This is a genomic window from Telluria sp. LT2P80, assembly GCF_059685955.1.
The window spans coordinates 122,410-145,729 of sequence record NZ_JCASIO010000009.1 but is presented as its reverse complement, the minus strand read 5'-3'; the positions used below and the strand labels follow the sequence as shown (position 1 = coordinate 145,729).

The following is a 23,320-nucleotide window of genomic DNA, read 5'->3' as shown; positions in this document are numbered from 1 at the left end:
TTACTTCGCCTTCTTCACGGGCGTGAAGAGCAGGTCCTGGAAGTCGTAGCTGAAGTCCGTCTCGGTCGATACGGGCTTCATGCGCAGGCGCTCGATCGAACCATCCGGCTCCAGCGAGAACGTCGCATACGCATCCGCGTTGAAGTTGCGCTCCTTCCAGCGCACGATGAAGGTGTCGTGCTGGAAGTGTTCCATTTCACCCGTCAGATCCGGCGTGCGCGCGAACGACATCACCAGCTTGCTGCCGGCGCGTTTGATCGTCGCCTTGCCGTACCAGGCGTCTTCGTACTCGCCTTCGTAGCCAGCCAGCGCCAGCGACGGTTTCGACGCTTTCGCACGGGTAGAGCCTTCGCCTTTTATGCGGGCCGCTTCCTTGGCGCTGGCCTCGTTCGCGATGTCGGCGATGCGGCCGATCCAGTCGGTCGGCGCCACGCCCAGATAGCCGTCGAGCAGCCGGTATTGCAGCGCATTGAGCGACGGGCCGCTTTCGGCGTTGGTGAAGATCGCAATCCCCAGCTTCGCTTCCGGCACCAGCAGCACGCGCGAATAAAAGCCCTGCAGCGCGCCGCCGTGCATCGCCACCAGCTTGCCCTGGTAGTCGCGCAGCTGGAAGCCCAGGCCGTAGGCCATGAAGTTGGGCCTGGTCGCCGCGAGCGACGGCTTGGGCTGGCTGACCGTCATCGGCGTTTGCGCCGTCCACATCTCGCGGGCCTGCTTGTCGGACCACAGGCGCACTTCCTTGCCGCCCGCCTCCGTCGGCAGGCGGCCGTTATCGAGCAGCACGTTCATCCAGCGCGCGATGTCTTCGGCATTGGTGTTGATGCCCACCGCGCCGACGGCGTTCGCCACCGGCATCGGCTTGACGACCGCCGCCTTGCCATTGATCTTGCTGTGCGGCGCCGACACGTTCATGCCGGCCGTGTGCGCGGCCAGGCTGGTGGTGGTGGCGGTCATGCCGACCGGATCGAGGATCCATTCGCGCATCGTCGTGCCCCAGTCCTTGCCGGACTTTTGCGCGATGATCTTGCCGGCCACGATGTAGAGCAAGTTGTCGTAGGCGTAGCTGTTGCGAAAGCTCGTTGCCGGCTTGATGTAGCGAAGGTTGTGGATGATTTCGTCGCTGGTGAAGGTGGTGGTCGGCCACCACATCAGGTCACCGGCGCCCAGACCCAGGCCGCTGCGGTGCGTGAGCAGGTCGCGCACCGTCATCTCGGCCGTCACGTAGCTGTCGTACATGCGAAAGTCCGGCAGGTGCTTGATGACCGGGTCGTCCCAGTTCAACTTGCCCTGGTCGACCAGCATCGCCAGGCCGGCGGCAGTGAAAGCCTTGGAGTTCGACGCGATCTCGAACAGCGTCTTGCCGTCGACCGGTGTCGGGTCGCCCAGCTTGCGCACGCCGAAGCCCTGCGTGACGACCACCTTGCCGTCCTTGACCACGGCGATGGCGATGCCCGGCACGTCGAAGGTTTTCAGGACGCGCTGCACATCGGCGTCCAGGTTGTAGGCGGGGACCGCCGCTGTAGTGGGTGCTACAGGCGTCTGCGCGACGGCCAGGCCGGCGCCGCAGAACGCAATCAGCACCGCGCCGGCGATGTGTTTCAACAGTCCGCTGGAAGAGCGCGTCATCATGGCTTGCCCATCGCTTTGTCGACGCTCGATTGCGTCTCGGGGTGATAACGCTCGCGCGCCTTCTTGTAGACGCCTTCGGCCCAAGTGCGGTCCTCGGCCTTTTCGCGCAGTGCGGCGTACAGCGGCACCACGAACTTCTGGCGGCCCACGCTCATCAGGAATGCTTCCATGTCCGGGCGCACGTCGCGGTAGCCGGCGTGCACCGCCGCGCGGTAAAAGCGAAACGCCACTTCATTGTTGGTCGACTTGGCCAGGCCATAGGCGCGGTCGAGTTCCGCCAGCCTGGCGGCGTCGGCCTTCTTGTCGATATCGTTCAGGAATTTCATCCACTCGACGGCGTTCCAGTTTTTGGCGTTCAACTGCGCGGTCGATACCGCGCCCTTCGTCCAGCCGTCGATCGCGGCATTCAGTTTGGCCAGGCGCTGCGACACGGCGCGCTGTCCGCTGGCCGGGATGCCCGGGCCGTGGATCCATTCGTCGAGCTCCGCGTCGCTCATGATCTTGGGGTTCTTCGCCAGCAGCTGCGCGCGCAGGTAGGCGATGAACTGCTCGTTGGTCACGCTCTGGAACGCATGCTGGTCGAACCAGCCGCGCAGGAATTGATCGAACGCGGCGCGGCCCGCACGCTGCTCGAGTGTGTGCAGGAACCAGGCGCCTTTCGGATAGGCCAGCGAGGTGTCCGGGTAGTCGGCCGCGTTGGTGTCAGCCTGGCGCGAGACCAGCGCCTGCTTCGCTGGCGGCAGCTCCTTGAGCATTTCGAGCGCTTCTTCCTGCTCGAGCTGCAGGTTCATCAGCGCGACTTCCTTGCCGTAGATTTCTTCCAGAATGCGGGTGGTGACGTAGGTGGTGAAACCTTCGTTGAGCCACCAGTGCTTCCAGGTTGCGTTGGTCACCAGGTTGCCCGACCAGCTGTGCGCCAGTTCGTGCGCCACCAGGTCGACCAGGCTGCGGTCGCCCGCGATCATGGTCGGGGTCAAAAAGGTCAGGCGCGGATTTTCCATGCCGCCGATCGGGAACGATGGCGGCAGCACCAGCATGTCGTAACGCCCCCAGCGATACGGGCCGTACAGCTTCTCGGCTGCGGCGACCATCTTCTCGGTGTCGGCCAGCTCGTACTCGGCCGCCTTGATGCGTTGCGGCTCGGCGTACACGCCGGTGCGGCCGCCCAGCGTGCGCGCTTCGAGCTCGCCGATGCCGATCGCCAGCAGGTACGACGGAATCGGCTGCGGCATCGTGAATTTCCAGCCGCCCTTGCCGGTTGCCTTCATGTCGTTATCGGCGCTCATCACCACGCGCAGGCCTTCCGGCGCCTCGATGCGCGCGGTGTAGGTAAAGCGCACGGCCGGCGTGTCCTGGATCGGCACCCACGAGCGGGCATTGATCGCCTGCGACTGGCTGAACATGAACGGGTACTTGCCCGACATCGTCTGCACCGGCTGCAGCCATTGCAGTGCGGTGGCCGTCGGCGCGGTGCGGTAATGGATACGCACTTTCGTCTGCCGCGCCGGCAGCTTGATCTGCAGGGGCTGGCCCTTCTCTTCATCGAACTTGCCGAGCGTGTAGTCAGCCTTGCGCCAGGCGCCCTTCGCGTCCTGCGCTTCGATCTTCGAGATCGTCAGCTCGCGCGTGTCCAGGTCGAGCGTGGTCGCTTTCTTGTCGATCCAGTTCAGCGTCAGCTCGGCGTAGCCGCCCAGGCTTTTCTTCGCGAAGTCGGCCTTCAGGTCCAGATGCAGGGCCGTGGTCTTGACCTGGTCGTATTTGGCGTAGCTGAGGGGATCGAGCGCGAACGCGTAAGCGCTCCACGCGCCCAGGAAGGCTGCGGTGGTGGCGCGCAGCAGGGTGCTTTTGTTCATGGTCTCTCGCGGAAAATGACAGCCCGGCCGGGCTGAAGGCGGGAGCAGAATAGCATGGGCGTCAGCCCGGCGAAAGCGCTGGCAGGCCACGCCGATCCACTGTCAATACGCCAACGCTGCCTGCATGATCCACACCGGCGCGGACCACAGCACATTGCCGTCGTCCTGCGTGACCTTCGCATAATAGAAGTGCGCTCCCGGGGCCGGCGTAAACGTGGTCTCGGCCTGCTGCGACAGGCGCGTGACCTCGCCGTTGCGGCCCGGGACGCCCTCCATGATCGCCAGCGCCGCCACCTGCCGGCCAGCGGCGCTGGCGAAATTCGCGATCAAGGTGAGTGGCCCGCGGTTGGTGAACTGCGCGCCCATCACGTGGCCGTTGGCCGTCAACACCAGCTGGGACGCCTTGTCCATTGTCGCGAACACGCGGCGCGCCCTGAACGCGTCGACCAGACTGGCGCGGTTCAGCGCGACGCCCGTTGGCAGCAGCACCCCGGTGCGGTTGCCATACGACGCGCCCCAGTTGGCGCAGTGGTTGTCCTGGTTGGTGCTGAAGGCCAGCCGGTAGCCGGCTTCGAGCAAGCGGTTGCAGGCCCCTTCGAAATTGCTGCGGCGGGTTTCGGTCTCGGTCACGTTGTTCGAAAACGCGCTGGTGTTCATCACTTCGCACAGCACCATCGCGGCGCCGCCATCCTCGGTGTAGGCGAGCGGCACGCCGCCCACCTGGAACTGGCCCGCTGGCGCCGGATGGTTGAACTGGCCCACCCAGCCGCGCTGGCGCATCAGCGTGTACAGCGCCGCGTAATCGCTGCGCGGCGTGATCGTGTCGGCGAATGGCGCCCCATTGGCGTTCGTTTCCCAGCCCAGCAACTCGTCACTGTTGAAGATATTGATATGGCCGCCCTTCTCGATGACGCCCCACTCGAGACCGTACAGCGCCAGGAAGCCCGGATGCTGCGCCGAGAACATGCTGGCGGCGGCCAGGCCCGCGCGGTACAGGGCACGGGCGGCAGCCGGGTCGGCATCGGGTGCGCTGCCTGACGAGCCGTCGAACATGTGGTTGTGTTCCGAGGCGACGAGGATGTCCAGGCCACGGTCACGGGCATAGGCAAAGGCAGCGGCCGGCCCGTATGGCGCCGACTGCGGCCGCTGGGCGCTCCGGCAGCTGGCGACATCGGCGCCGCCGTCGCTGTGGTTGGTCTGGCTGTGAAGGTTGCCCAGCCAGACGGTATAGGGCAGCGCGCCGGGGGCCTGCACTGCCCCCGGCATGAAGGCGCCGGGCAGCGGTGCAAAGGCGGGCGTGGCCAGTACGCGCGGTGTGCCGACTGCGATTTCCCATTCCTGATCGATCGCATCCTGTTCCGCGCGTTGTACCAGCGCGTGCAGGCGCACGCGATAGATGCCGTCCGGCGCCGGCTGCTTGCCCAGGCGGCCTGACCAGGGCACTGTCACCGTGATCTCGTCACCGGTCATCGTCACCTGGCCGCGCCACTGCAACACGGTCTGCCCGCCCGGTGCGCGCAGGTCGACGCGCCAGTGGACATCGGCCGGTTGCGCCAGACTGGGATACGCGAACGTCAGCGTGAACGTGCGTGCAGCCAGCGGACCAGCATGAAATGGCGCATGCAGCGTGGCGTCGAATTCCTCGTGTTCGGCAGGGCCGGCGTTGGCGGGGCTGCAGCACAACGACAGAGCAAGGATGGGTAGACAGGCGGTTTTCATGATGACAAGCTTGCAACTTCCCTGCCCTGTCACCTTGCGCCATGCGTGCTACGGTTGCCATCCTGATCATGTTCATTGATGAGTTTCAAGCTTACACAGCCGGGGTCAGGTCTGACATTCAGACACGACCTCAGCTTTAGCCACTTCTAATGGTGTCTTGCCCAGGATTTCATGGCCCGGCTCTAGCTAGTTCCGACTACTTGACTGTCGAGATCGTGTCCGAATGTCAGACCTGACCCCAGCTTTTCAGACCTGACCCCAGCTTTTCGTTATATTGGCGCATGATCGACCAACTCGATATCTCCCACCTGCGTACGCTCGACGCGCTCGCGCGCTTTCCCACCATCTCGGCGGTGGCCGAGCACCTGGACGTGTCGCAGCAGGCGGTCAGCCTGCAACTGAAGAAAATCCGCACCATCCTGGGCGACCCGCTGTTCGTGCGTACTGGCCAGGGCATGGCGGCCACGCCGTACGCCAGGCTGATCGCGCCGCATATCGCGCAGGTGCTGGCGGGCCTGCATGCGATTCCGCTGCCATCGACTGTGCGGCCGGAAGACGTCGAGCGCACGCTGGTGGTCTCCGGCACCGACTACACGCAGAAGGTGATCGTGGCCGACCTGTTGCGCGACCTGCGCCACGCGGCGCCGAAGGTGAAGATCGCGGTGGTCGACCTCGAAGTCAGTGCCCTGACGCGCAAGCTGCACCAGGGCGAGATCGACGTGATCTTCACGGCCGAGGGTATCGCTGCCCCGGGCCTGGTGTCGATGCCGCTGTTTCTCGAGCAGTACCGCTGCGTGACGGCCGACCGCGCGCTGGCCGATGCAGGAACGATGCCGCTGGCCACCCTGGTGACGCACGACTTCATCGTCACCAATCCGAGCGGCGCCAGTTTCACGGGATCGGCCGACGGCTGGTTCGCGCGCCAGGGTTTGCAGCGGCGCGTGGTGGCGTCGGCGCCGTCGTTCTTCATGGCGCTCGAGTACCTGAAGGAATCGGCGATGGTGGCCTTCATGCCGGCGCGCCTGCTGCCATGCGACGGCATCCATGAGATCGCGCTGCCCAAGTATCCGCCCGGTTATGGCGTGGTCGCGGCGTTTCACCCGACTGCGCAGAACGATCCGTTCATGATGTGGATGCTGGAGCGCATCAGGGCGCGGCTGGCGGCAGCGGCCTAGCGTCACTTGTATCGGCTACAAGCGTCGACCGATTGCCGCGCGGGACGGGCCTGTCTATGCTGGCCGATTCCCTTCACCTGCCCAGGAGCGCCCCATGACCATCGAACGCATCAACCCACCTGCCCTGTATGACGGCGCGCCGCACGGCCTGTCGCACGCCACGATCGACCATGACACTGGCCTGGTGTTCGTGTCCGGCCAGGTCGACTGGGACCGGGGTTACCAGGTCAGGCACACCACCTTGGCCGCGCAGACCGAAGGCGCAGCGCGCAACCTGATCACGGTGCTCGATGCCGCCGGCTCATCGGTCGAACAGATCCTGCAGCTGCGCGTCTATGTGCGCGGCGAGATTGGCGAGCACCTCGAGACCGTGGCCCCAATCCTCGTGCAGCACTTGGGCTTGCCCCGCCCTGCCTTGACCGGCATCGGTGTCGCTTCGCTCGCGTCACCCGATACGCTGGTTGAAATCGAGGCAGTCGCAAAGATCGTTCGGCCTTAACCGGCCAGTTTGTTTAGTAAACTGGCTAAACAGCCCAGTAAAATCCGGTAATGATTGCCGGAAAACCTGACTCCACCTATAACCTGTACACAGGCTCGAGCGTGCGCGTTGATGACATCGCCCGCACGCTGGATGTGCCTCTGGCGCAGCGTATGAAGAACAGGCGGTGGGCTGTGCGCTCCCGCCACGTGTGGAGACACCAATGACAGCTCGTTTCAAGCCCCAACCGCTTTCCCTTTCCTTCGCAGTCCTGCTGTTTAGTGCGGCGCCGTTGCAGGCTGCCGAACCGGGCTCCCCGGCCGCAGCGGTGAACGTCTTCCTCGGGACTGGCGGCGACGGCCACACCTTCCCGGGTGCGAGCCGCCCGTTCGGGATGGTGCAGCTCAGTCCCGACACCCAGCACCGCCACTTCCGCCAGAGTTATCCGTGGGCCGCCGGCTACAACCACGGCGACGGCTCGATCCTCGGCTTCTCGCACACGCACTTCTCGGGCAGCGGCCACTCGGACCTGGGCGACGTGCTCCTGATGCCCTACAGCGGCGAGACCAAGCTTGAGCCGGGGTACCCCGAGCGACCATTCTCGGGCTACCGCTCGCGCTTCTCGCACGACCAGGAACAGGCCGAACCCGGCTACTACGCCGTGCGCCTGAAAGACCATGACGTCGACGTCGAGCTGACCGCGAGCGAGCGTGTCGGCCTGCACCGCTACAAGTTCAAGGCTGGCGAGCCGGCCAAGGTGCTGCTCGACCTGCGCACCAGCATCTACAACTACGACGGCAAGAACCTGTGGTCGCGGCTGCGCATGCGCGACGCCACCACCGTCACCGGCATGCGCGAAACGCGCGGCTGGGCGCCAGGTCGCCAGTTGTATTTCGCGATCCGGTTCTCGCGCCCGATCGATACGCGCCAGCTGCTCAATCGCGAAGAAGCCGTCGAGTACAAGGGCTTTGCCCAGCCGGGCAAGACGCCGGGCGACCGCGCGCTGGTCGAGGGCAAGGCGCTGATGGGCGACTTCAGTTTCGGCGTGCCGGCCGATGGCACCCTGCTGGTAAAGGTCGCGCTCTCGCCCGTCAGCGAAGACAATGCGATTGCCAACCTGGCCGAGATGCCGGGCTGGGACTTCGACGCCGAACGCCGCCGCGCCGGCAAGGCCTGGGACGAGGCGCTGGGCGCCGTCAAGGTCGAGGCGCCGGCACCGATGCGCACGCAGTTCTACACGGCGCTGTACCACACGATGCTCGCGCCCTCGCTGTTCATGGACCTCGACGGCAGCTACCGCGGTCCGGACAACGCGGTGCACAAGGCCAAGGACTTCCGTTTCCACTCGACGTTCTCGCTGTGGGATACCTACCGCGCGCTGCACCCGCTGCTCACGATCGTCGCACCCGAACAGCGCAGCGCCGACTTCGTCAACTCGCTGATCGCCTCGCAGCAGCACAGTCCCTACGGCGTGCTGCCGGTGTGGCAGTTCCACGGCCTGGAAACCTGGACCATGATCGGCTACCACGCGGTGCCCGTGATCGCGGACGCCTACATGAAGGGCATCCGTGGCTTCGACGCCGACAAGGCCCTGGCAGCGATGACCGCCAGTGCCGAATACGGCCCGTACGGCGGGCTGGAACACTATATGAAGCTGGGCTACGTGCCGATCGACCTGGAAAAGGAAGCAGCCTCCAAGACCGTCGAATATGCGTACGACGACTGGACCATCGCGCGCATGGCCGAGAAGATGGGCAAGAAGGATGTCGCCGCCCGCTACTACCGGCGCGCCCAGAACTACCGCAATGTGTTCGACAAGGACACGGGCTTCATCCGCGCCCGTAAATCCACTGGCGAATTCCGCACCCCGTTCGATCCGGCGCAGTCGAACTTCGGCAGCGACTACACCGAGGGCAGCGCATGGCAGTATTCCTGGTACATGCCGCACGATAATGCGGGCCTGATTGGCTTCCTGGGTGGCGACGCGAAGCTCGTGGCCAAGATGGACGAGGTCTTCGACGCCAAGGTCGACGAAAACCTGTACGCGCACATGGAAGACATCTCGGGCCTGATCGGCCACTACGCCCACGGCAACGAGCCATCGCACCACGTCGCCTACCTGTACAACTACGCCGGCGCGCCGTGGCGCACGCAGGAACGCCTGGCCAATATCATGGCCACGCAGTACAGCGACAAGCCCGATGGCCTGTCCGGCAACGACGACCTGGGCCAGATGTCGGCCTGGTTCGCGTTCACGGCGCTGGGCTTTTATCCGGTTGCCCCGGGAAGCAATGAGTACGTGATCGGGCGCCCGTTCCTCGACAAGGCGACGCTGAACCTGCCCAACGGGAAGCGCTTCACCGTGCGCGCCGAGAATCTGTCAGCCACCAATGGCTACGTCGGGCGCGTGACCCTGAACGGCAAGCCGCTCGCGCGCACCTTCCTGCGCCACCAGGACATCATGGCCGGCGGTGAACTCGTCTTCACGATGCAGGCCACGCCGAACAAGGACTGGGGCACGGCGAAAGACGCGCGCCCGTACACGCAGACCGCGTACTGACTGGCGCTCTCCATGGCCGTGACGATCCGCGACATCGCCCGCGCCACCGGCTACTCGATCGGCACGGTCTCGCGCGCGCTGAAAAACCAGGAAGGCCTGGCCGACGAGACGCGCACGCGCATCTGCGCCACGGCGCGCGAGCTGGGGTACGACGTCGGCAATCTGCGCCAGAGCGAGATTCGCCGCGTCGCCTTTCTGCTGCACCGCCAGCACAACACGCAATCGGCCAGCCCGTTCTACCTGCCGGTACTGCACGGCGCCGAGGATGCCTGCCGCAAGCACGGCATCGCGCTCTCGTTCGTCGTGGTCGGTCCGGCCGAGCCGATGCTGGATCTGGTGCGCCTGCACCAGCCGGACGCGTTGCTGTGCGCCGGCTTTTTTGAGCCGGAACTGGTGGCCGCGCTGCGCGACACCGGCAAGCCCCTGGTACTGCTCGACATGCGCCTGCCTGGCTACCGCTCGGTCAATCCCGACCATGCGCAGGGCGGCTACCTGGCCACGCGCCACCTGCTCGCGCTGGGACGGCGCCGCATTGCCATGCTCACCGGCCCGCTGTCGCATCACAGCATCAGCGAGCGCTATCGGGGCTTTCGCAAGGCCCTGTTCGAGGCGCGCATGCTGGCCGATCCCGACCTCGAAATCCAGCTGCCCAGCATCGGCGACACGCACGACAATCTGCATGGGGCGGTCGACACGCTGCTGGCGCGCGAACCGCGGCCCGATGCGCTGTTCTGCTACAACGACAGCGCCGCGCTGGCGGCCATGCGCCACTGCCTGGCGCGCGGCCTGAAGGTCCCGCACGACATCGCGATCGTCGGCTTCGACGACATCAGCGCCGCCGCGGCCGCGGTGCCGCCGCTCTCGAGCATCAATATCGACAAGGATCTGCTGGGCCGGATGGGCGTGAACCTGTTGCTGGACAAGACCGCCACGTCCGGCCCCGAACAGACACTCACGGTACGGCTGGTGGTCCGCGAAAGCAGCACCGGAGAGGCGCGATGACCAGGCCCGCAGCCATCCTCTGCGCGGGCGAGGCGCTGGCCGACCTGCTGTACCAGGACGGCGACACATGGCGCAGCCACGCCGGCGGCTCGACCTGGAACGTGGCGCGGGCATTGGCCGCGCTGGGCGTCGCCAGCGGTTTCGCCGGCGCCATCAGCCGTTCCATGGCCGGCGATGCGCTGTGGCGCGCCAGCGAAGCGGCGGGCCTGGACCTGCGCTACCTGCAGCGGGCCGCCACGCCGCCACACGACATCACCAGCGGCGACGTTGCAGCGAACCTGCATTTTGATGTGACGATCATGCCGCCGGCTTGGCCGCACGAGGTGAAGTGGCTGCACTTTGGCGGCACCAGCATGGCGCGTGGCCCGCTCGACCTCGCGCTGATCGCATTGGCCGAACAGGCGAAAGCACATGGGCTGCGCATCAGTTATGACCCGCACTGGCGCAACCTGATGGGCCCAGCCTACGACGCCACGTTGCGCCGCATGACCGAACTGGCCGACGTCATCAAGGTGGCCGACGACGACCTGCGCGCGCTGTTTCGCAGCCACGACACGCTTGGCTCGCTGGGGCGCCTGCGCGCGCGCAATCCGGCAGCGCTGGTGCTGCTCACGCGCGGTGCCGGCGGTGCGTCGCTGTATCACGGCGCGCAGACGTGGCATGCGCAGACGCCTGTCGTCGACATGGTGGACGTGGCCGACACGCTGGGTGCGGACGATGCGGGGATGGCGGGGCTGATTTATTCGCTGCAGCAGTGGCCCGATGCAGGCATGGCCGCGCACCTGGCGTTTGCGGTGGCGGCGGGCAGCGCCGCAGGCCGGAGGGCGGGGGCGCATGCGCCCGACCTCGGCGCCGTCCGGGCGCTGCTAGACGGCGTCGCCGTTACCGGCTGAACGCGCCCTGCGACGTGATCACGCCGAGGCGGCGCACTGCGCGCTGTCGCCCACGAAAGGACGGCAGTCGACGGGGATGTCGATCAGGAACGTCGTACCCAGCTCGGGCGAGCTGTCGACCGACACGCTGCCGCCGTGGCTTTCGCCCACGGCCTTGACGAACGGCAGACCGATGCCCCAGCCGGTGGCCGAGAACGGCCCCGTTTCGCGACGCAGGTACTCGAAGATCCGGTTGTGCTGCTCTTCAGGAATCGCGTTACCTTCGTTGTGAACGCTCAGCATCATGCGCCCGCGCGTCTGGTGCGCCCTGATGCTGACGGTGCCGCCGTCGCCATACTTGATCGCGTTGTTGACGAGGTTTTCCAGTGCGCGCCAGAGCGAGGCGCGGCACCAGTGGCCCGTGACCGGCTCGCCGGCCACGTCGACGACGACCTGCGTGCCATGCGGGCCGTGCCCGTATTGCTCGCCCAGTTCGCTCGTCAGCCCCAGGATGTCAAAGTGCGACAGGTGCAACGGGATCTTCGCCGCGCCCTGGAACGTCAGGGCGTCGAGCAGCTCGGCCATCATCTCGTTGAGCCGGTCGGCGTTGGTGCCAATCCGGGCGGCGACGTTTTTCACCTGTGCCCAGTCGGCCGTCATCGACATGAGCTGCGCGCCATGCGCGACCACCGACAACGGCGTGCGCATGTCGTGCGACAGCGCGGCCGCCATCTTGTGCCGCAGATCTTCATGGATCTGCGTGAACGAGCGCACTGCCTCGCGCATTGCGGCATTGATCGATGCGTCGATGATGCGCCAGTGGTCGTCGTCCAGGACCACCCTGCCCTTGGCCACGACCGCAATCGACTCGCGCAGGATCTGGTATTCGTGGACCACCTGGTCGGGGCCGAACGGCGTCATGCGGGCGCGCTCGGTCCCGTGGACACTCGCCGAATTGTTGCCGCTCGCAGCCTGCATGCGCGGATGGTCCGGACTCAGGGCTTCGGCAATATTGTCGAAAAACGCCGGCAGCGTGTTGGTCAGCACGGGCCGCAGCAGATTCTGTGCGCCGTCGACGCGCGCGCGCACTTCCCGTTCCCAGCGGTCCATGACGGCGTCGCGGATGGAAATGAATTGCAACCCGGTGGGCGAAATACCGTGGCGGTCAACATTCTGGTCAGTGGCTAGTGTCATGCGGTCGTCAGTGTCAGGGCCGTGCGCAACATGCGCGATCGGTCACGAATAAGGGAAGATCAGCGGCGATCAGGGGCCGTTCCCGAATTATATAGCGCAAGCCAATTCGCACCGCGCGGCCGGCCAGCGCCCCGGCGATTTTCAGCGCCGGCTGTGGCTGGGCCGCCACGCCCAGCGCGCTGGCCCTAGGCGCCGGCCGGCGTCCCCGCGATCCACAGCTCCACCCGGTGATCGCGCCGGTCATCCTGCAGTTCGAATGTCCAGTCAGGACAAGGCTGACCATCGAGCAGCAGGCCTTCCATCCCGTCGCCCGCGTGCACCGTGATCTCGTAGAACGCGCTGTGATAACGATAGCGCAGGATGAATCCTTCCCAGCCCGGCGCCAGGTGCGGCGTCAGGTGCAGGCGCGCGCCGTTGCGCTCCACGCCCAGCAACGCTTCGAGTGCCAGCAGCCAGGTGGCCCCGGCCGAGGGGGTGTGCAAGCCGCCGATGGCGCGGCCGATGTGTGGCGCGACCGTGCGCACGCCGCCCGCGAGGAAGTATGGCGGCGCGCTGATATCCGCCGTGCGGTCCGGTTCCAGGGTCGACGCCAGCGGATCGAGCATGCCGGCCAGTTGCCACGCGCGGCCGGCGTCGCCCAGCCGCGCAAAGCCCGTCGCCGCCAGCGCGACGGCGCCGTGGTCCTGGCCAGGGCTGGCCACCACGCGCTCGCTCCAGTGCCCGTCGACCGCCGGATCGCACAGCAGCGTAACGCCGTGCGCCTCGTCGACCAGGCGCAGCGCCGCGGCGCGTAGCGCAGCCGCACCGTGTTCGGCATCGGCCTGCACCGCCCAGCCCTGGGTCGACAACTCGACGCGGCAGGCGGCGTTGGCGATCGAACCGAGCGCATTGCGGCTGTCCAGCCACGTCCAGCGGTACCAGTCGCCGTCCCAGCCATGTTCTTCGCATTGCGCCCGGAGCGCCAGCGCGGCGCCGCGGCAGGTGGTGGCAAACCCGAAGTCGCCGCGCCGGTCCGCCACGTCGGCGAAGCGTTGCAGCACGGTCGCCATGAAAAAGCCCGTGCGCACGCTTTCGACACGGCCCGTGGCGTCATCGTCGTGCAGGCGCGCCGCTGCCAGCGGCAGGCCGCGCTGGCCGAAGCGCAGGCAGCCGCGCAGGCCGTGCACGCAGTGCTGGTACAGGTCGTCCCCGGCGGCCAGCCGCGTGGCGTCGCCGGGATCGGCGCCGAATGGCAGCACGGCCAGCAGCGCGGAGTCGCCCGTGACGGCCAGGTAGCGCGTCAGCACAAAGGGCAGCCACAGGAAATCGTCGACCGCGGGGGCCGGCAGGTTGGACTGCGCCGTGGCGAAGTCGCGCGCCGCCTGCAGCAACGCGTCGCGCAGCAGCTCGGGCCGGGCATGCACGCTGGCGAGCAGCGACTGCAGGCGCGTGGCGGGACAACGCTCGCCCCACGCGGCGCTGATTGCCTGATACGGCAGCCAGGTGTTCACGCGCAAGTCGAGCGAAGCGTCGGGCGAGTGCAGTTGAACCGCGCCCAGCGTGCCAGCCCACCAGTTGTGCAGGCGCTCCCACGCGGCAGCGGCGGCACGCGCGCCACCGTGCAGTTGCACCTCGCGGCTGGCGTCGAGCGTGCCGGGACCGGCCACGCCCAGCACGAACACCAGTTCGCGCTCTTCGCCCGGCGCGAGCGTGATGGCCGTTTGCAGGGCCGCGCATGGCGTGCGCCCCGCGCCGCTGGCGCCGGACAGGCTGCTGCGACCCAGCGCCGCCGGTTGCGCGATGCTGCCCTGGCGGCCAATGAATTCGTCGCGGTCGCAGGTTGCGGCGACGTCCTCGGCGTCGACATGGAAGAACCCTACCTGGTCACGGAAATCGTCACTGAATGCATTGCGCGCGAACAGCGCGCCGCTGGCCAGGTCAATGCCGGTGACGACCTGCAGGCCAGGCGTGGCGTCGACGCTGTCGAGCTGCCATGCCACGAATCCGGTCACGCTCAGGCGGCGCGGCGCATCGCTGTCGTTGCGCAGCCGGAGCACGCTGTATTTGATGGACACATCCGGCGCCACGAAACAGCGCAGCGCCGAATGGATACCGTGCGCCCCGTGTTCGAACACGGTGTAGCCGACGCCGTGCCGGGTCAGGTAGGGTTCCGGCGATGGCGCCGGCCACGGCGTGGGCGACCAGAAGGCGCCGCTGTCTTCGTCGCGCAGGTAGAACGCTTCGCCATCCTGCGGTGCGACATCGTCGCTGCCAGCGCTCAGGCGCGCAGCACGCGTCCCGCTCCAGGTGACCGCATGGCCCCGTTCCGAGACCACCGATCCAAAGCCGGAATTGGCCAGCAGGTTGGCCCAGGGTGCCTGCGGCACCGGCACCGAGGCGCTGCTGCGCACCTCGTATTCGCGGCCATCGGGCGTGAAGCCGCCGATGCCATTGTCGAACAGGCGCTCGGGCTGCACGGTGGGCAGTGCTTCGGTCATCCACGGCGTCGTTGCACCGGCCACCAGCGGCGACGGCAAGGCGGCGCCGGGCCGTGCGGCGCGGCGCAGCTGGTCGGCCAGGTCGCCCCGGCCGGACAGCAGCAGCACGCTTGCGCTCGAGCGCAGCAGGATGCGGTCTTCCTGCGCGACGTCTTCGCGCAGGAACAGATGCACGCCGCCCGGCGCATCGAAGGTGTCGGGATCGACCAGGGCCATCGCCAGCGTCATTACCCCCTCGCGCACGGCGCGGCTGTCGCACAGCACCAGGAGGTCGACCGCGAAGCCGCGGTTGCGCCAGTAGGTATGAGCCTGCAGCACCTGGCGTGCCAGGCCGGTATCCGGACCGTCCGCCAGCTGCAGCAGCAGCACTGGCCGCACGCCATCGATGCCGTAGGCGAGCAGGTCGGCGCGGCCGCGCACATTGCGCGCGATGACGGCCGGGTCGGCGCGCAGGGCCGGTACCGGCTGCAGCAGGCAGCCGGCCAGGCGGTTGCACAGCTGCGCATCGGCTTCGCTCACGTCCATGCGGCGCAGGAAGGCCTGGGCCTGGGTCCAGGCCGCGTCGATCGCGCGGTCCACCGCATGGCCGGCGCTGTAGCGGGCCGCCAGTTCACGCGCCATCGCCCGGCTGGCGGCAACGCCCAGCACCAGGTCGACGGTGATCTCTTGTTGCGGCGCCAGCGTGACGGTGCGGCGCAAGGCCAGCAACGCGTCATCCGGTTCGGCGACGAGTCCCGGCAGCGCGCCGCCTGCGCCAATGGCCTGCGGCGCGCGCAGGTCGTGGCCACGGCCGATGAAGCGCGCGCGGTCCGTTTCGACTGTCACGGCCGGTGCGATGTCGCGCACTGCCATGCGGTGCATGACGACGGGTGCATCGGCTGCCGTGACGCACAACAGGCTGTCGTGGGGAGCGTCGAATTCGATCATGATGTGACTGCGGCCACCCGGTTCCAGCGCCGGTCCGGCCAGCGCCACGCTGCTGGTCAGCTCCAGCGTCAGCGGCTGCAGGCCCTGATTGACAATGCGGATGCGGCGCAGCTCGACGTCGTCGTCCGGCGCCACCACGATGTCGGTGTGCATGGCCAGTCCGTTATCCAGGCAGCGCACGCTGGCCCGGCCCTCGGAGAACACCGTTTCGCGCTCGCTGTCAGGCAACAGGCCCGGCCAGACCTGGCCGGATGCGACGTCGCGCACATGGCAGATCAAGCCGGTGTCGCCGATGCCGGTGCGGGTGATCTGCTTGTCATCCCAGCGGCTGGCGCCAGTGCCATCGCTGGCCACGACCAGGTGATAGCGGCCATTGGACAGCAGCTGGACTTCTGGGAGCACCGGGGGTTCGCTCCCGATGACGCGGGCATACGGGCGCGCCGTCACGCTCTGGCTGGCGGTCGCCGCGCCGGTGTAGCGACGTTCGGCGGCCGCGCCGGAGACCGGCACCGGCTCTTGCAGCAAGGGCAGCGCGGCCCGGAATTCGGGATCGCGGCAGAAGCGGCGCTGCATCGGCTCGCCCAGGAGATGGCGGGCCAGCGCCAGCAGCAGCATCGCCTGATGGCGCGCGGCGTACGCCCGCACGACAACCTGGCGCTCGCCTTGCGGCAAACGGCCCGGCGCATAGTCGAGCGCTTCATACAATCCGAGTTCGCCCAGCATGCCTTGCGCCGCGAACGCGCGCAGATTGGTGCTGGCCAGGCCCGGCGTCACGCCCAGCGCCAGCGCGGCGGCGTACGGGGCCGCCACCAGGTCGTCATCGCGCTGGCGCTGCAGCGCGGCGGCGGGCAAGCCGAACTGGCCGGAGCGGTAGCGCGCGGCGGCGTCCACGGCATTGCAACGGGATGGCGAAAAGCCCCACAGCACATCCCTGCTTTTGGCATGCGCAGCCTGGGCGCGCACCAGTGCGCGGGCGGCGGCGTCGAGCAGCGTGTCGCGCCAGACCGGCATCCAGAGTTGCGGCGCCAGCAGATCGGCCATGGCGCCACGGCGCGACAGCAGCAGCGTGCTGCCGCCAGCCATGCGCTGCGGGCGGCCGAGCGACCACCAGTGCTGCTGCGGCAACTGGTCCTGGGCCACGGCGGCAAAACTGGCCATGCGCGATTCGGATGCCAGCAAGTCGCAACTGTCGCCGTCCAGGCGCTTGTCGCGCACGTGGTAGCCGGCGGCCAGCTGGCCGGTGGCGGGATCGACCAGCGCGCCGAAGTCCATGCGCGCGGCGTCGCGCGCCGCAGCGGCCAGCGCGGTCAGCCGTTCGATGCGCTCCTGCGCACAAGCGCGGCCCGCACCTACCAGGGCAGCCAGGCCCGTGCCACCTGTTGCCGGCGCGTCGAGCTGCGCCAGTTCGCGCAGTGTCGGGATCCGGGTCAGGCTGGCGCCGAGGACATATTCCTGCACGGCGCGCATCCACGGCGCCAGCGCGTACAGGTCGTCCAGCTGCGCACTGCAGCCGGCATGCAGACGCTCGACCCAGGCGGGCAGCGCCGGCTCTGCCGCCGCATCCTCGGGCAGACTGGCCGTCAAGCGCTCGGCATTGGCCAGCGCCAGGCGCAGGCAATCGGCAAGGCCCGGGAGCGTATCGAGTGCGCGGCAGCGTTCGGGCGTCAGCGCGCCATCCATCTCGTCCAGCGCATCCATGAATGACGCCGGCGCACCCTGTGCGTGCTCGCGCACGACCAGCAGCGTGGCGCGGATGCCGTCCGGCGCAGCGCCGGCGATCGGCTGATCCACGAATTCGTCCATGCCGACGGCAAAGGTGCGCAGCGCCAGTACCAGGCTGCCGCTGGCGGCGGTATCGACATGGTGCGGCTCGAGCGGGGCCAGCGTGGCGCCGTCATACCGGTGCAGCAGATGCCCATTCCACCGTTCGAGCAGCGCCAGCGAGGCGAACGCGCGCTCGCTGCGTTCGAGCATGCCCCCCAGTGGCAGGAAGCCGAAGTCGCGCGCGCTCAGCGTGGCCAGCAGGCCAAGGCCGATCCCGTCGGGCGAGACCCGCGCATCGACCGCCGGCTCGGGATGTTCGAGTACGGCGTGCGGCGCCAGCCCATGGCCATCGGTGCCGTGGCGTTCGAAGAAGCCCCAGGTGCGGCGCGCCAGCGCGCGCAAGAATTGATCCTGCGCCGGCGCAAGGCGCGCGCTGCGGCGGGTTACCTGGCCCGTCCACCAGGCCAGTACCGGCGACAGGAACCACACCAGCAGCATCGGGGCCGTGGCGAACAAGGCGTACGGGTTGGCAAAGCTGACCAGCATGGCAGTGCCCATCGCCAGCAGCGGCGGGAACCACATGGCGCGGCCGCTGATTTCCAGCGAGTGGCCAGGGACCGCCCCCGCCTGCGTATCGAGCAAGCCGCGCTGCGTCACGTGCCGGCGCCACAGGCCCCGCACGAGGGCATGGGCATCGACCAGCGCTGCATGCGGCAGGAAGGCGGCCCACAAGGCGCTGCGCGTGAGCGTCAGGCGCGTGCTGCGCACCCAGCCATCCAGGTGCTGGCGCCATGGTGCGTCAAGCGGCCGGTCTCCCAGCGCCACCAGCATGCCAACCAGCGCCGGCACGAACACGACTGCCAGCACCGCCGCGGTCCAGAACACGGGGGCGGCCAGCAGGCTCCAGCACAAAATCAGCAAGGCGAGGGACGCCGGTGCGACGAGACTCGCGCGCAGCTGGTCGAACAGCATCCAGCGCGCAGGCGCGTACTCGAGGTAATCGGGACCGCGGCCCAGGCGCTGCACCGATTGCCAGGCTGCGCGCACGGCGCCGTGCCGGCGCAGCATGTACTCACCATAGCTGGGCGGGTGCAGTGCGTCCACGCGCAGGTCCGCCACGCGACCGGCGCGCAGGCGATCGCGCTCGACGGCCCCGGGCCAGGCCCGTCCGTCATCGCGCACGACGTCGCCGCAGGCGCGACGCCAGGCATCGACATCATGGATCGCGACCCAGCCGTAGCGCGCATCCAGCGCGGCCCCGCCCATGCGGGCAAAGCGCGGCGCGCGATGGCCCGGTGGCGCGGGCCCACGTGCGGGCAGCAGCATGCCGTGGCCTTCGAGCACACGGCCGCTGTCGTCCTGCACCGGCTGGTGCAGCGGGTGCGCCATCGCGGCCACCAGGCTGCGCGCCGCGTCGCGCGGCAGGCCGGCGTTGGCGTCCAGTGCAATCACGTAGCGCATCGCGGCGCCCGCGCCGGTATTGCCGGCGGTGAGCAAAAAGCGCTCGCGCGCGCCGCACAGCCAGGCATTCAGGTCGGCGATCTGGCCGCGCTGGCGTTCCTGGCCGATCCAGGCTTGCTGGTCATCGCTCCAGGTGCGTGGCCGCACCAGCAGCATGAATGGCCCGTCACCGTCAGGGGCATACCGCGCATTCAAGGTCTCGATGGCGGTTCGTGCCTGCACCAGCATCGCGTCGTCCGCCGGCAGGGTTTCGCTGGCGGCATCGGGCAGGTCGAGCAGCAGGCAAAAGCGCAGGTTCGGGTCGCGGTTGCCAAGGTAGCGCACCTCGAGCTCTTCGCGCAGCCGTTCGGTCGCGGCAGCGTCGCCCGCTTGCGCGCAGATGGCGACGACGGTGCGGCAGGTGTCGGGAATGCCGGCGCTGAAATCCATGCGCGGCGTGGTGACAGGCGGGATGCGCCAGCGTTCCATCATGCGCACGAGGGACAGCGCCAGCGCGCTTGCCCCCGGCAGCGCCAGCAGGCCAATCAGCGCCAGCAACCAGGCGCCGGCATCGCCCTGGCGTGCGTGCACGAGGATGGCAATCGTCAGCAGCAGTGTCAGGACTGCGGTTGCGCCGATGCGCGTGGCAACCGGCGCCTTGTGCGCCAGCGCCGGCAGGTAGTGGCCGACGTGGCGGGTGCGCACGTCCAGGCCACCTTCGCCTGGCGCGCGGTGTGTACCGGCCAGTGTCAGCGCGTCGCGCGCGACCTCGACTTCGTCAGCCTTGGCAGACCGGGCGCGCCGCGCAATGGCATGCCGGTAGCTGTCGCGGGTAGCGCCGTCCATGGCGGCGTAACTGCCATCAGGGTCGGTACGCAGCAGCGCGTCGACCGCGCCATGCGCCTCGGCGAAGGCGCGCCAGTCGATCCCGCCCAGCAGGCGCAGGCTGGCCAGCGTGTTGCCGGCCGAGATGGCATCCTCGGCCTGTTCGCTGTGTTCGCGCTGCGTGTGCTGCGCAATGCTGCTGTCGGCATCGGCCAGGCGCGCGTCGAGCCAGTCCAGTACCTGGCTCACGGCGCCGCCGCGGCCGTGCAGGCGCCGCGCCAGTTCGGCGATGAAGCTGTCGTTGGCCTCGACGCTGCGCATCATGTCGGCCACCAGCAGGATCAGGTCACCGGGTCGCGTCTCGGCCGTGTCCAGCAGTCGCACGGCCCACCCGGCGGCCTGCTCATGCGCGGCGCAGGCACGGGCCGCGCGCGCGGCCAGGCGCCGCAGGTTGTCGATCAGGGCCAGGCGCAGGAGCGCCGGCAGCGCATCCAGTTCGGCAATGCGCAGCGCTGCGCTTTGCGAGCCTTCCTGGTAAGCGGCCACGAACAACGCCAGTTCGCCGGCATCGATGCGGCCATCGCCATGCGCGACCACATCGAGCACCAGGCGCCAGGCGCGCACGGCGCCATCCGGGGCGAGTGTCGGCAAGGCGGCGGCGGGCCGCAAGCCGGCGCGCACCAGGCGCACCTGGGCGTCGAGCAGATGGTGCTGGTCGAGCAGGCGCGCACCGGCAGGCGGCAGCGCGAAGCCGGCGCGGGCTGCCTCGTCGAGCGCGTCGCACGAAGCGGCGATGGCGTCGGCATCCGTACCCAGGAGTTTATGCAGGGCGTGGGCGCCGCCCTTGCCGGCCGTGGTGGGTTGCAGTACGTGGCGCGCCGTCAGCTGGCGTGCGTGTTCCGCGCGCTGGAGCGCGCCGAGAGGTGCTGCGCGCCATGGCGCATCGTCGCCGGTCGCGCGCGCCGCATCATGCGGCGTGCGCTGCCCGGCGGGCAGGTTGTGGTTCTTGACGTTCAACGGGGCCTCGGGACTGAGCGTGCGCAGCAGACCGCTGGAGCACAGTGGCGTCCGGGACGGATCAGGGCAGGAAACGCTGGGCGCGCACGGCTGATCTCATGCTAGGCAAAGACCAGCATCGTTACTGTGCGCTGACGAACACACCCCACCGATGCGCGGGCATGGGGGCCATGCTACCCGAGATCAGATAACGAGCGCGAATCCGCCCACCAGTGACCAGGCGCCCGGATGGCCCATGGCGCGCAAGGCTTGCGCCGCGCGGGCACTGCGTGCGCCGCTGCGGCAGACGAACAGCAACGGCGCCGTCGCGCCCAGCCACTGGGGCGCCTCGTCGGCAACGCACGCCAGCGGCACGTTGCGTACCGTGTGGCCGTGCAGGCGGACCGTACCTGCAACACTGTGCTCGCGCAGGTTGCGCACGTCGATCACGATCGCGTCCGGATGCGCAGCGAGCCAGTCACGGGCAGTATCGGCGGGCACCAGCATTGCGCTGTCGATGGCGCTATCAATCGCCGGCTCGGCGCCTGCCACAGGCATCGGCGTGGCCAGCGCCGCGCCGCAGTGCGCAATGCGCTCGCACGCCAGGTCGAGCGACGCGTCGTCAAGCAGCGCGCCAAACGACAGGCGTACCGCCGCCGCGCTGCGCCAGGCTGGCACGCCCATTGCATCGAGCACGTAACTCGACCCGGCCTTCCCCGCCGAACACGCCGAGCCGGCACTGACGCGCATGCCGGCGGCATCGAACAGGTCGAGCAGCGTGGCGCTGGCGACATCCGGCACCGAAAAATTGATGGTCGTGGGAAGCGACCGCGCCAGGGGCGCATTGAACACGATGCCGGGCAAGGCCGCTTCGAGCGCCGCCACCAGGCGCGCGCGGCATGCCAGCAGCGCGGCGCCGTCGCGGAACGTGTCGCCCCGTTCCAGCGCCGAAAACACGGCGCCCAGCGCCGCGATGCCGGCCATGTTTTCGGTGCCGGAACGCTGGCCATCCTCTTGCCCGCCGCCGCACATCAGCGGCGTGTAGGGCGCACCGCGGCGCACGTACAGCATGCCGATGCCTTTCGGTGCATACAGCTTGTGCCCCGAGAACGGCGCATAGTCGATGCGGCTCGCGGCCAGGTCGAGCGGGAGCTTGCCCAGCGCCTGCACGCAATCGACCAGCCAGAGTGCATCGCTCCCGGCATCGCGCAGCACCGCCTCGATGCCATGCAGGTCGGATACGACGCCTGTTTCATTGTTCGCCGCCATCGTGCACACCAGTGCCGCGCGCGGCGCCAGCGCACGCAGTACATCGAGCCGGTGGCGGCCATCGCCATCGACCGGCAGCATGCGCAGCTCGAGGTCCGTGCCCAGCAGCCGGTTCCAGTGCGCCAGACTTTCGGGTATCGCCTTGTGTTCGGTCGCACCGATCAGGACGATGTCGCCGCAGGCTTCACCACGCGCGCGCCGCTCGCGCACTGCGCACAGGGCCGAGAGCACGGCCGTCTGGATGCCTTCGGTGGCGCCGCTGTTGAACATCAAGCGACCGTCCCCGGCGCCGACGACCCGGCCCGCACTGGCGCGCACGCTCTCGCGCAGTGCCCGGGCGCGCAGGCCCGTTGCATGGCTGCTGCTCGGATTGCCGAAGCCGTCCTGCATGGCGGCCATGGCGGCGGCAGCGGCGGCGGGCAATACCGGGGACGTGGCATTGGTGTCGAGGTAAATTTCGGTCTGCATGAATAGGTGCCAAAAATATAAAAAAGGTGTCGCACAACATGTTATTGTCCAGTAATATGGTACGAGCTAAAGACGGTCAATACGTCCTAAACTTTCTGGTTTTCAATCAAACAGTAGGATAATTATTCTTATAATCAGCAATGCGGAATATGAATTCACTCGACAAGTTTGATTGCGCGATCCTCGCTGCCCTGCAGGCGGATGCCACTTTGTCCATTTCGGGCCTGAGCGAAAAGGTGGGCTTGTCCAGCACGCCTTGCTGGAAACGCGTCAAGCGCCTGGAAGAAGAAGGCTTCATCGAAAGCCGCGTCAGCATCGTCAATCGCGAAAAGGTCGGCTTGCCGGTCACCGTGTTTGTCAGCGTCAAGACCCCCGAGCACGATGAAAAATGGCTGGCGCGCTTTGCCGCCGCCGTGATCGCGCTGCCCGAGGTGCTGGAATTCCATCGCATGAGCGGCGACGTCGATTACCTGCTCAAGGTCGTCACCACCGATATCGCCGGCTACGACCGCTTCTACAAAAAGCTGATCAAGACCGCGCGCCTGACCGGCGTGTCGTCGGCCTTCTCGATGGAACAGATCAAGTCCACCACCGCCCTGCCCCTCGAACTGATCTCGCACGGCACGCCGGCCTGAGTCTTTACAGGCGTCGTGCGCTTTCGCCGCGCGCCCG

At 68.0% G+C, this 23,320-nt stretch carries 12 protein-coding genes; 6 read left to right on the top strand and 6 right to left on the bottom strand.

All coding sequences use genetic code 11. The features are described 5' to 3' along the window. From AC56LW_RS20830 to AC56LW_RS20820, 3 genes are all read right to left on the bottom strand, one after another. Nucleotides 1-1,629, bottom strand: coding sequence for a serine hydrolase (locus AC56LW_RS20830; RefSeq protein ID WP_499637263.1), 1,629 nt, complete (start codon nucleotides 1,627-1,629; stop codon nucleotides 1-3). After that, on the bottom strand, nucleotides 1,626-3,482 hold the full coding sequence (locus tag AC56LW_RS20825; RefSeq protein WP_499637261.1) for a M1 family metallopeptidase: 1,857 nt from the start codon (nucleotides 3,480-3,482) through the stop codon (nucleotides 1,626-1,628). The genes AC56LW_RS20830 and AC56LW_RS20825 overlap by 4 nt, the downstream gene beginning before the upstream one ends. Nucleotides 3,483-3,584: 102 nt before the next feature. Next, nucleotides 3,585-5,201 carry a CehA/McbA family metallohydrolase gene (locus AC56LW_RS20820; protein WP_499637259.1) on the bottom strand — a complete coding sequence of 539 codons (1,617 nt, stop codon included), beginning with the start codon at nucleotides 5,199-5,201 and terminating at the stop codon, nucleotides 3,585-3,587. A 281-nt stretch (nucleotides 5,202-5,482) separates the two neighbouring features. Here AC56LW_RS20820 and AC56LW_RS20815 point away from each other — a divergent pair, with 281 nt between their 5' ends. The 5 genes from AC56LW_RS20815 to AC56LW_RS20795 all read left to right on the top strand — a co-directional run bounded on the left by AC56LW_RS20815 (nucleotide 5,483) and on the right by AC56LW_RS20795 (nucleotide 11,309). After that, nucleotides 5,483-6,376 carry a LysR family transcriptional regulator gene (locus tag AC56LW_RS20815; RefSeq protein ID WP_332533301.1) on the top strand — a complete coding sequence of 298 codons (894 nt, stop codon included), beginning with the start codon at nucleotides 5,483-5,485 and terminating at the stop codon, nucleotides 6,374-6,376. A gap of 94 nt (nucleotides 6,377-6,470) precedes the next feature. Further along, the gene (locus AC56LW_RS20810) at nucleotides 6,471-6,875 is read left to right on the top strand and encodes a RidA family protein (RefSeq protein ID WP_499637256.1); all 405 of its coding nucleotides are present in this window, start codon (nucleotides 6,471-6,473) and stop codon (nucleotides 6,873-6,875) included. 202 nt (nucleotides 6,876-7,077) lie between these two features. After that, nucleotides 7,078-9,414 carry a GH92 family glycosyl hydrolase gene (locus tag AC56LW_RS20805; RefSeq protein WP_499637254.1) on the top strand — a complete coding sequence of 779 codons (2,337 nt, stop codon included), beginning with the start codon at nucleotides 7,078-7,080 and terminating at the stop codon, nucleotides 9,412-9,414. Nucleotides 9,415-9,426: 12 nt separating this feature from the next. Beyond that, nucleotides 9,427-10,416, top strand: coding sequence for a LacI family DNA-binding transcriptional regulator (locus AC56LW_RS20800; RefSeq protein WP_499637253.1), 990 nt, complete (start codon nucleotides 9,427-9,429; stop codon nucleotides 10,414-10,416). Then, nucleotides 10,413-11,309, top strand: coding sequence for a PfkB family carbohydrate kinase (locus AC56LW_RS20795; RefSeq protein ID WP_499637251.1), 897 nt, complete (start codon nucleotides 10,413-10,415; stop codon nucleotides 11,307-11,309). Before AC56LW_RS20800 ends, AC56LW_RS20795 begins: the two co-directional genes overlap by 4 nt. A gap of 18 nt (nucleotides 11,310-11,327) precedes the next feature. Here the strand turns inward: AC56LW_RS20795 and AC56LW_RS20790 are convergent, their stop codons facing one another. The 3 genes from AC56LW_RS20790 to AC56LW_RS20780 form a co-directional block, all read right to left on the bottom strand. After that, entirely contained in the window at nucleotides 11,328-12,482 is a 1,155-nt protein-coding gene (locus AC56LW_RS20790) for a sensor histidine kinase (protein WP_499637250.1), read from the bottom strand. Nucleotides 12,483-12,667: 185 nt separating this feature from the next. Next, complete coding sequence (locus AC56LW_RS20785; protein WP_499637248.1) at nucleotides 12,668-20,932, bottom strand: GH36-type glycosyl hydrolase domain-containing protein; 8,265 nt, start codon at nucleotides 20,930-20,932, stop codon at nucleotides 12,668-12,670. 183 nt (nucleotides 20,933-21,115) lie between these two features. Then, nucleotides 21,116-22,648, bottom strand: coding sequence for an aminotransferase class V-fold PLP-dependent enzyme (locus tag AC56LW_RS20780; RefSeq protein ID WP_499637246.1), 1,533 nt, complete (start codon nucleotides 22,646-22,648; stop codon nucleotides 21,116-21,118). Between the two features lie 149 nt (nucleotides 22,649-22,797). Here AC56LW_RS20780 and AC56LW_RS20775 point away from each other — a divergent pair, with 149 nt between their 5' ends. Next, on the top strand, nucleotides 22,798-23,283 hold the full coding sequence (locus AC56LW_RS20775) for an Lrp/AsnC family transcriptional regulator (RefSeq protein WP_183554394.1): 486 nt from the start codon (nucleotides 22,798-22,800) through the stop codon (nucleotides 23,281-23,283). The last annotated feature ends 37 nt before the right edge of the window (nucleotides 23,284-23,320 follow it).